The sequence below is a fragment of the Hydrogenobaculum sp. genome (assembly GCF_049967395.1).
GTDB lineage: Bacteria > Aquificota > Aquificia > Aquificales > Aquificaceae > Hydrogenobaculum.
Genome location: NZ_JBMFST010000012.1, coordinates 23,282 through 31,791, shown reverse-complemented (window position 1 = coordinate 31,791; position 8,510 = coordinate 23,282). Strand labels below are relative to the sequence as shown.

Here is an 8,510-nt window from a genome sequence, read left to right as displayed (position 1 = left end):
TATGCATAATAAAATTCACAAATTACGCGTAAAGATATTTATATAATAAAAAAGAAGCTTTTAATTGATTATCAAGGATTTTCAAAGGAATATTAGAGATTGAATAAAAGCTAGTGGTGGGGGTCGAACCCACGACCTCGTGATTACAAATCACGTGCTCTGCCGACTGAGCTACACTAGCTAAATAAAACTAAATTATATCAAATAAAAACAATCTTGTCAATATCTTAAAAAAGTGCTCTAAGCAATGACAATGAGGTTTGGTTGCGGTAGACTTATAGACCATGGTAGACTTGTAAATCGTGGTAGACTTGTGAATCGTGGTAGACTTGTAGGCCGTGGCAGACTTGTCGTTGCTTGGTAAGTTTTATATAAATTTTCAAGCTTTTCGAGAGGTGGCAAACTTTAAAAAATGTTATATAATTAAAATATTCAATTGTAGGAGATTTTTATGATGATGCCTCCGATGGGTCCAAAGGGTAAGATGTCTAAATTTGCCAGTTTTATAATGGGGCTTGGTTATGGATACAAAGGCAAACCGGGTATGGTAAAAACATATCCTATGAAAGAGTTTAAAGGGGTGGTACCAGAAGGTGCTACTGTTTATTATGCCAACAAAAAACTTGATGTCATACAAAAAGAACCGCTTATTTACAATACTCATATAATAGTAGTTCAGGAGTTGAAAGACCAGCTTTTGGTAGAAATTTACAAAGATGAGGAGTGATGTTATGGGGTTTTCTAAGCTTTTAAGAGAAGGAATTTGGGATATACACAGCATGGCTGATAGCTCTACTGTGGCTCAGGACATGCAAGAGGCCAAAACCACTTTTGAAGATATGAAGAAGATAACAGCGGGCCATTATTATATATACACTACTTTAGAAGAGGCTATAGAGCAAAACAAAGACAACCCCTACGTATCTAAGATTTATTATCCGGAGCTTTTCAGAAAAGACCACATCATAGAAGATTTGAAGTTTTACTTTGGAGAAAACTACCTTGAGCAAATATATCCCACGGTGGCTATACAACTATACATATCAAGAATAAAATATGTAGCAAAACATGAGCCTATGCTTCTTATAGCTCACGCTTACGTAAGATACATGGGTGATTTATCCGGTGGTCAAATGATAAAAGATATGATAAGAAACGCCTTAAACTTGCAAAATGGTAAAGGCACAAGGTTTTATGAATTTGATAAAATAAAAGATATAATGGAGTTTAAAAAAAGCTATAGGGCTAATCTTGACACGTTGGATTTAACGGATGAGCAGATAAAAGCTATTATAGGAGAGGCTAACCTAGCTTTCTTGTACAACGTGAACTTTTTCAGAGAGGTTAATAGGCCAGTCCCTTACCCGGATGAAATAGAGAAGCCCTATCTTGTAAGAGCTTACGAAAAAATAAAATTTGTATAAAATACTTGACTTTTTTTATAAGATTATTTAATATTTTATGACAACTTTTTGAGGAGTGTTTGATGGAAAACGTATGCTGGTACGATTCTAAGGTTAGTATACCCAAAGAGGGTTCTTTTATCAAGTTAAAAGCCGATAAAACGTTGGAAGTTCCAAACAACCCTATAATACCTTTTATCCAAGGAGATGGCATAGGCCCTGAAATAACACCTCAAATGATAAAGGTAATTAACAAAGCTATGTCAAAAGCTTACAACGGCTCTAAAGTGATATATTGGGTAGAAGTGTTGGCGGGAGATATGGCAGAACAAAAAGGCCTTGATAGGATGCCAAAGGAGACTTTGGAACTTTTAAAACAAAGCGTCGTTAGCATAAAAGGGCCTCTTGGGACACCGGTTGGAAAAGGTGGAAAATCTTTGAACGCGATTTTGCGCCAATCTATGGATTTTTATTCTGCCATAAGACCAGTTTATTGGATGGGACAACCATCCCCTATACCAAACCCTCAAAGAGTAAACGTAGCGGTATTTAGAGAAAACTCCGACGACGTATATATGGCAATAGAGTATATGCCAAAGACAGATGCTTTTAAAAAAGTAAGAGAGTTTTTTGTAAAAGAGATGAACGTATCAGAAGATGCTATACCAGAAGATGCAGGTATCACCGTAAAACCAATGTCAGAGTTTAAAACCAAAAGACACGTAAGAAAGGCTTTTAGATACGCTCTTCAAAACAATAAAAAGCATATAGCGGTGGCGGGAAAAGGCAACATCATGAAAGCCACAGAAGGCATGTTTATGAACTGGGCTTTTGAAGTGGCTAAAGAACCAGAGTTTGAAGGTAAAATCATCACAGAAGGAGAGCCAAAAGAAGGACAGGCAAAGCTATACAAAGTTATCACAGACCAAATGCTCATGCAGCTTGTGTTAAACCCAGATTATTACGACGTTATAATTACCCAAAACTTAAACGGCGACTACATATCGGATTTAGCCTCTGCTTTGGTGGGTGGTCCTGGTTATGTGCCCAGTGGAAACATAGGCGATGGGTATGCACTTTTTGAAAGCACTCACGGGACCGCTTACGACATAGCTGGTAAAGGCATGGCAAACCCCCTTTCTATTACGCTTTCTGGGGCTATGATGCTTGAGTATTTAGGCTTTAAAGAAGCTGCTGATTTTGTATATAAAGCTATTAAAAGCGTGATAAACCAGAAAAAAGGCACACCAGATATCGCTTCAGGTTTCAAAAAAATGGGTGTAGAGGCTACAGCTTTAACTACATCTCAGTTTGGTGATGCCATTGTTGATGAAATTGATAAACTTTGATTTGAGAGGTGATAGATGAAGCTTACTGTAAGACAAAAGGAAGATTTTCACTTCATAGGTAAAGGGGAATCTGGTATAGAGGTTCCCATAGACGCCGCTGGTTATGTGGGTGGTAAAGGAAGAGGTGTAAGGCCTCCAGAGCTTTTGTTTCACTCTATAGCCGGTTGTATGGGAATTCATGTATATGAAGCTCTTCATAAAGCTGGCAAACATGTGGAAGATATAGTAGTAAACACAGACAGCGAAAGAAAAGATACGTATCCAAAAGTATTTACTAAGATTTATCTAGATTTTACAATAAAAGGTAAAGACCTCACAGAACAAGACGTAAAAGAAGCTATAGAGACAGCCCTTAACAAAACTTGTAGCATAGCCTACATGATAAATCAAGTAGCACCTATATCTTATACTTTCAAAATAGAAAAGGGGTAAGCCTATGTTTAAAAAGATATTGGTAGCCAACAGAGGTGAAATAGCCTGTAGAATTATAAGAGCCGCAAAAGAGCTTGATATACCAACAGTAGCGATATACTCTGAAGTAGAGCCTACTGCCAGACATGTAAAAATGGCCGATGAGGCTTACATGATAGGAGCAAACCCTCTTGACACATACTTGAACGCCCAACTGATAGTGGACTTGGCAAAATCTGTGGGTGCAGATGCCATACATCCAGGATACGGGTTTTTGGCAGAGAACGAAGGATTTGCAGAGCTTTGTGAAAAAAACGGTATAACCTTTATAGGACCTTCTGCTGAAGTTATAGCCCTAATGGGTGATAAGGCAAGGTCCAAAGAGGTTATGAAAAAAGCTGGGGTCCCAACGGTGCCCGGAAGCGACGGTATACTCAAATCTGTAGAAGAAGCTGTAGAAATAGCCAAAGAAATAGGTTATCCGGTGCTTTTAAAAGCATCTGCTGGTGGTGGCGGTAGAGGTATTAGGATATGTAAAGATGAAGAAGAGCTTAAAAGAAACTATGAAGCAGCCTACTCTGAGGCTCAGAAAGCTTTTGGAAGAGGTGATTTGCTTTTAGAAAAATACATTCAAAATCCCAAACACATAGAGTTTCAAGTGTTAGGAGACAAGTATGGAAACGTTATACACTTAGGAGAAAGGGATTGCTCTGTCCAAAGAAGAAACCAAAAGCTTATAGAGATAGCCCCTTCTTTGGTATTAAACGAGGCAAAGAGAAAGCACTACGGTGAAATAGTGGCAAAGGCTGCCAAAGAGATAGGCTATTACAGCGCCGGGACTATGGAGTTTGTATCGGATTTAGAAGGAAACATATACTTTATAGAGATGAATACCCGTATTCAAGTAGAACACCCTGTGACAGAAAGAGTTACCGGTGTTGATATAGTAAAAGAGCAAATAAAGATAGCAGCAGGTCATAAGCTTGAAATAAAACAAGAAGATGTTAAGTTTAATGGTTATGCTATAGAATGTCGTATAAACGCAGAAGACCCTAAGAAAAACTTTGCTCCAAGCATAGGCACTATAGAAAGATATTATGTGCCCGGTGGATTTGGCATTAGGATAGAAAGTGCCGCTTCTGTGGGTTACGAAGTTACACCTTACTATGATTCTTTGATAGCTAAATTAATATGCTGGGGTAGGACTTGGGAAGAGGCTTTGGCTAGGACAAAGGCAGCTTTAGACACTTACGAAATAAAAGGTGTTAAAACCACGATACCTCTTATTAAAAAGATTGTAGAAGAACCAGATTTTAGAAATGGATACTTTACCACCAAGTATTTGGAAGAACACCCACAAGTGTTTGATTACGAAGAGCCAAAAGATAAAGAAGATTTTGTAGCTTTTATAAGTGCAGCTATAGCTTCATATCACGGATTATAAGGAGGTTAAACTATGAAACTTATCGAACAAATGTTGCAAGAACAAAACCTTGAAGTAGCACCGCCAAAAAAAATTCTCATTACGGACCTCACACCAAGAGATGGTCAACAGTGTAAGCTTGCCACAAGAGTAAGAACAGATGATTTGCTTCCTCTTTGTGAAAAGATGGACAAAGCTGGTTTTTACGCTGTAGAAGTGTGGGGAGGTGCCACTTACGACGTTTGTCTTAGATATCTAAAGGAAGACCCATGGGAGAGACTAAGACGTATAAAAGAGGTGATGCCCAATACGAAACTTCAAATGCTTTTTAGAGGTCAAAATATAGTAGGATACAAACCAAAATCTGACAAAGTGGTCAAAAAGTTTGTAGAAAAAGCCATAAAAAACGGTATCACCGTGTTTAGAGTGTTTGATTCTTTAAACGACAATAGAAATATTGAAGTTGCTTGCAAAGCTATAAAAGAGTTTGGCGGTGAAGTGCACGCTGAAATCAGCTATACTAAAAGCCCAGTGCATACGTTGGAAAAGTGGATGGCTTACGCCGATGAACTAATAGATTTAGAGCCAGATTGGATATCTTTCAAAGATGCCACTGGCATATTGATGCCGCTTGATACCTACAACATTATAAGAGGTATAAAAAAGAAAGTTGGTGATAAGATAAAAGTGCTTCTACATAACCACGATATGAGTGGTACCGCTATTATGAACCACATGATGGCCGTCTTGGCTGGTGTTGATATGCTTGATACTGTTTTATCACCTTTGGCTTTTGGTTCATCGCACCCAGCCACAGAGAGCGTGGTAGCAGCCCTACAAGGTACGCCGTACGATACTGGTATAGATCTAAAGATTTTAGATGAGCTTGCTGAAATCACAAGACAGATAAAGAGAAAATATAGAAAATACGAAACCGAGTACGCAGGTGTAAATGCAAAAGTGCTTATACACAAAATACCTGGTGGCATGATATCTAACATGGTGGCTCAGCTCGTTGAAGCAAACGCTGCCGATAAGATGGAAGAAGCTTTAGAGGAAGTGCCTCACGTAGAAGCAGACCTTGGCTATCCTCCTCTTCTCACACCATCTTCTCAAATAGTAGGCGTACAAGCGGTTCTAAACGTAATTACCGGTGAAAGGTATAAAACTATCACAAAAGAAGTTAGAGATTATGTAGAGGGCAAATACGGAAGACCGCCAGGCCCAATAGCAAAAGAGCTTGTGGAAAAGATACTTGGTCCTGGAAAAGAGCCTAAGTTTGACATAAGGGCAGGAGACTTGGCGGATCCAAACGATTGGGACAAGGCTGTGCAAGAGCTTGGTCCTTTGGCAAAATCAGAAGAAGATATACTCCTTTACGTGCTATTCCCAATGCAGGCTATGGAATTCTTAAAAGCCAGAGAAAACGGCGAGCTAACCCCAGACATAGCCATAGATACCGCCGATATAGTGGAAACAAAACCAGGTACCGTTGAAAATGCGGCCCCAGTAGAGTTTGATATAACCTATCATGGTGATAAATTCAAAGTCAAAGTAGAAGGTGTAGCTCCAAGTCAAGAACCAGGCAAACCAAAGAAATACTATGTAAGAGTAAATGGAAAGCTTGAAGAGATACAGCTCTATCCTATAGCAGAAGCTCTTGTTTCAGGACAAGCTAAGCAAGGTAGCCAGCCAGCTCAAACTGGTAGCGCAAGACCAAGACCAGAAAAAGAAGGTGATGCAGTACCACCTATGCCAGGTAAAGTTTCAAAGATTTTGGTAAAAGAAGGTGATAAGGTAGAAAAAGGTCAAACGGTGGCTATAGTAGAAGCCATGAAGATGGAAAATGAAATACATGCACCTATAAGCGGTGTTGTAAAAGGAATATACGCTCAGCCAGGAGAAAATATCACACCAGACGAAGTTATCGTAAGGATAGAACCAGCTTAAGAGATTGTAGCGCGCCTTTCGGCGCGCTTTATGATTGTAAGTGTTTTTAAATGATTTTGTAAGTATATATTTATTTTGTAAACTAGTGTGAAAGTTGTTTTTAAGTACTAACTAATTTAGGAGGTGTTTATGAGTTTTAGCCTTGTAATCAAGATTGGTGGAGAAGGTGGAGAAGGTGTAATCTCTGCTGGAGATTTTTTGACAGAAGCCGCTGTTAGATCTGGTTATCATGTTGTGAACTTTAAGAGCTTTCCCGCCGAAATCAAAGGTGGCTATGCGAATTCCACTGTTAGGATATCAGACGAAAAGCTGTATAGTACAGGCGATGGGTTTGATATTCTATGCTGTTTTAACGCTGAGGCTTACGCTTACAACAAAAAACATTTAAAACCCGGCACAGTGCTTGTTTACGATTCTTCAGATTTTGAACCAGAAGAGCATGATGGAGTTATTATGTATCCGGTACCTCTTTCTGATATAGCAAAAAATGAAATAAAAGCCTACATCACCAAAAACATAGTAGCCTTAGGAGCTTTGGTAGGTCTTTTCAACATACCGGTTGAATCTTTAAAAGATTCTATAAAGGCTAAATTCTCTAGAAAAGGTGAAAAAATAGTAAACATGAACTATCAAGCTCTTGAAGCTGGTATGAAATATGTAAAAGAAAACCTTGTTAAAAAAGACGGTTTTGAGTTTCCACCACCTATAGGCTTAAAAGATGTAGTAATTATGGAAGGCAATCAAGCTGTGGCAAAAGGTTGTATAGCCGCTGGTTGTGAGTTTTATGCAGCTTACCCTATAACGCCTGCTACGTCCGTTGGAAATTATATAGTAGAAGATTTAATCAGAAAGGATGGTTGGCTCTACCAAGCGGAGGATGAAATAGCGTCTTTGGCTATGGCTATAGGTGCTTCTTTTGCCGGCGTAAAAGCCATGACAGCCACATCAGGACCAGGTCTTTCGCTAATGTCAGAGCTCATAGGTTATGCAGGTATGACAGAGACTCCTGTGGTTATAGTAGATGTCCAAAGGGTAGGTCCAGCCACTGGTATGCCCACAAAACACGAACAAGGGGACTTATACCATGCTGTATATGGCTCTCACGGTGAGATACCAAGAGCAGTTTTAGCTCCAATCTCTGTGGAAGATAGCTTTTACATGTCTATTGAGGCTTTTAACCTGGCAGAGAAATATCAAATGCCAGTTATAGTGCTTACAGATGCCGCTATGAGTCTAAGGGCAGAGGCTTTCCCAACCCCAGACTTGTCCAAGTTAAACATAGTAAATAGGCTTATCTATAAGTCAGAAGAAGATAAAGAGCAAAAGTTTATAAGACACGGAAGATTTTTAAGATACGCCTTGTTTACAGAAGATGGTATTACTCCTATGGGTATTCCAGGAGATCCAAACGCCATACACGCTATAACAGGCCTTGAAAGGCAAGAAAATTCAGACCCAAGAAATAGACCAGATATAAGAACCTATCAAATGAACAAACGTTTTAAAAAACTTGAGAAACTGTTGGAAGAGGATTACGATAGGTTTATAGAAATAGATGCTCCTTATAAAGACGCCGATATAGGCATAATAACATGGGGTCTCACAGCATCCATCACAAAAGAAGCCGTTCAAAGATTAAGAAGTAGGGGGCTCAAGATAAACGCGATGTATCCAAGGCTTTTATGGCCGGTGAAAGAAGATGTTTTTGAATTTTTTGCTAAAAGCTCAAAACGTATACTAATACCAGAAACCAACTATTATGGACAGCTGGCTACTGTTGTAAAAGATAGAACACACATAAGACCTATATCTTACAACATATACAGAGGAGAGCCATTTATACCAAAAGAAATAGAGGATATAGTTGACTTTTTGATGGAAAATCAGGAGATAACAGAAGGAAGGTTTACTCCTGAGCATGTTTACGGCGAAAAAGCGTACGGTTTAATTTGAAAGTTTAAATTAAGGAGGTTT

The 8,510-nt window shown here is 38.9% G+C and carries 7 protein-coding genes and 1 tRNA gene; 7 read left to right on the top strand and 1 reads right to left on the bottom strand.

Annotation, left to right across the window (positions count from 1 at the left end):
• Positions 1-108: 108 nt before the first annotated feature.
• Positions 109-181, bottom strand: a tRNA-Thr gene (locus ACP5S8_RS03065).
• A gap of 270 nt (positions 182-451) precedes the next feature.
• On the opposite strand from ACP5S8_RS03065, the gene ACP5S8_RS03060 reads away from it, so the two are divergent.
• The 7 genes from ACP5S8_RS03060 to ACP5S8_RS03030 all read left to right on the top strand — a co-directional run bounded on the left by ACP5S8_RS03060 (position 452) and on the right by ACP5S8_RS03030 (position 8,489).
• A complete protein-coding gene (locus ACP5S8_RS03060; RefSeq protein ID WP_461871000.1) occupies positions 452-727 on the top strand; it encodes a hypothetical protein in 276 nt (91 codons plus the stop codon).
• A gap of 4 nt (positions 728-731) precedes the next feature.
• Positions 732-1,424: a biliverdin-producing heme oxygenase gene (locus ACP5S8_RS03055; RefSeq protein ID WP_461875636.1), complete on the top strand. Its 693-nt coding sequence runs from the start codon at positions 732-734 to the stop codon at positions 1,422-1,424.
• A 62-nt stretch (positions 1,425-1,486) separates the two neighbouring features.
• The gene (locus ACP5S8_RS03050; protein WP_461871002.1) at positions 1,487-2,752 is read left to right on the top strand and encodes an NADP-dependent isocitrate dehydrogenase; all 1,266 of its coding nucleotides are present in this window, start codon (positions 1,487-1,489) and stop codon (positions 2,750-2,752) included.
• Positions 2,753-2,767: 15 nt separating this feature from the next.
• Positions 2,768-3,184 (top strand): OsmC family protein, encoded by a 417-nt coding sequence (locus ACP5S8_RS03045; protein WP_461871003.1) that lies wholly within the window; start codon positions 2,768-2,770, stop codon positions 3,182-3,184.
• A gap of 4 nt (positions 3,185-3,188) precedes the next feature.
• Positions 3,189-4,607 carry an acetyl-CoA carboxylase biotin carboxylase subunit gene (gene accC, locus ACP5S8_RS03040; protein ID WP_461871004.1) on the top strand — a complete coding sequence of 473 codons (1,419 nt, stop codon included), beginning with the start codon at positions 3,189-3,191 and terminating at the stop codon, positions 4,605-4,607.
• 12 nt (positions 4,608-4,619) lie between these two features.
• Complete coding sequence (locus tag ACP5S8_RS03035) at positions 4,620-6,536, top strand: pyruvate/oxaloacetate carboxyltransferase (protein ID WP_461871005.1); 1,917 nt, start codon at positions 4,620-4,622, stop codon at positions 6,534-6,536.
• Between the two features lie 129 nt (positions 6,537-6,665).
• Positions 6,666-8,489 (top strand): 2-oxoacid:acceptor oxidoreductase subunit alpha, encoded by a 1,824-nt coding sequence (locus ACP5S8_RS03030; RefSeq protein WP_461875635.1) that lies wholly within the window; start codon positions 6,666-6,668, stop codon positions 8,487-8,489.
• Positions 8,490-8,510 lie beyond the last annotated feature (21 nt).

What these genes read in the sequence shown, in the direction of transcription:
- ACP5S8_RS03060 (WP_461871000.1), top strand. Translation starts at nt 452, where the DNA reads ATGATGATGCCTCCGATGGGTCCAAAGGGTAAGATGTCTAAATTTGCC.
- ACP5S8_RS03055 (WP_461875636.1), top strand. Translation starts at nt 732, where the DNA reads ATGGGGTTTTCTAAGCTTTTAAGAGAAGGAATTTGGGATATACACAGC.
- ACP5S8_RS03050 (WP_461871002.1), top strand. Translation starts at nt 1,487, where the DNA reads ATGGAAAACGTATGCTGGTACGATTCTAAGGTTAGTATACCCAAAGAG.
- ACP5S8_RS03045 (WP_461871003.1), top strand. Translation starts at nt 2,768, where the DNA reads ATGAAGCTTACTGTAAGACAAAAGGAAGATTTTCACTTCATAGGTAAA.
- accC (WP_461871004.1), top strand. Translation starts at nt 3,189, where the DNA reads ATGTTTAAAAAGATATTGGTAGCCAACAGAGGTGAAATAGCCTGTAGA.
- ACP5S8_RS03035 (WP_461871005.1), top strand. Translation starts at nt 4,620, where the DNA reads ATGAAACTTATCGAACAAATGTTGCAAGAACAAAACCTTGAAGTAGCA.
- ACP5S8_RS03030 (WP_461875635.1), top strand. Translation starts at nt 6,666, where the DNA reads ATGAGTTTTAGCCTTGTAATCAAGATTGGTGGAGAAGGTGGAGAAGGT.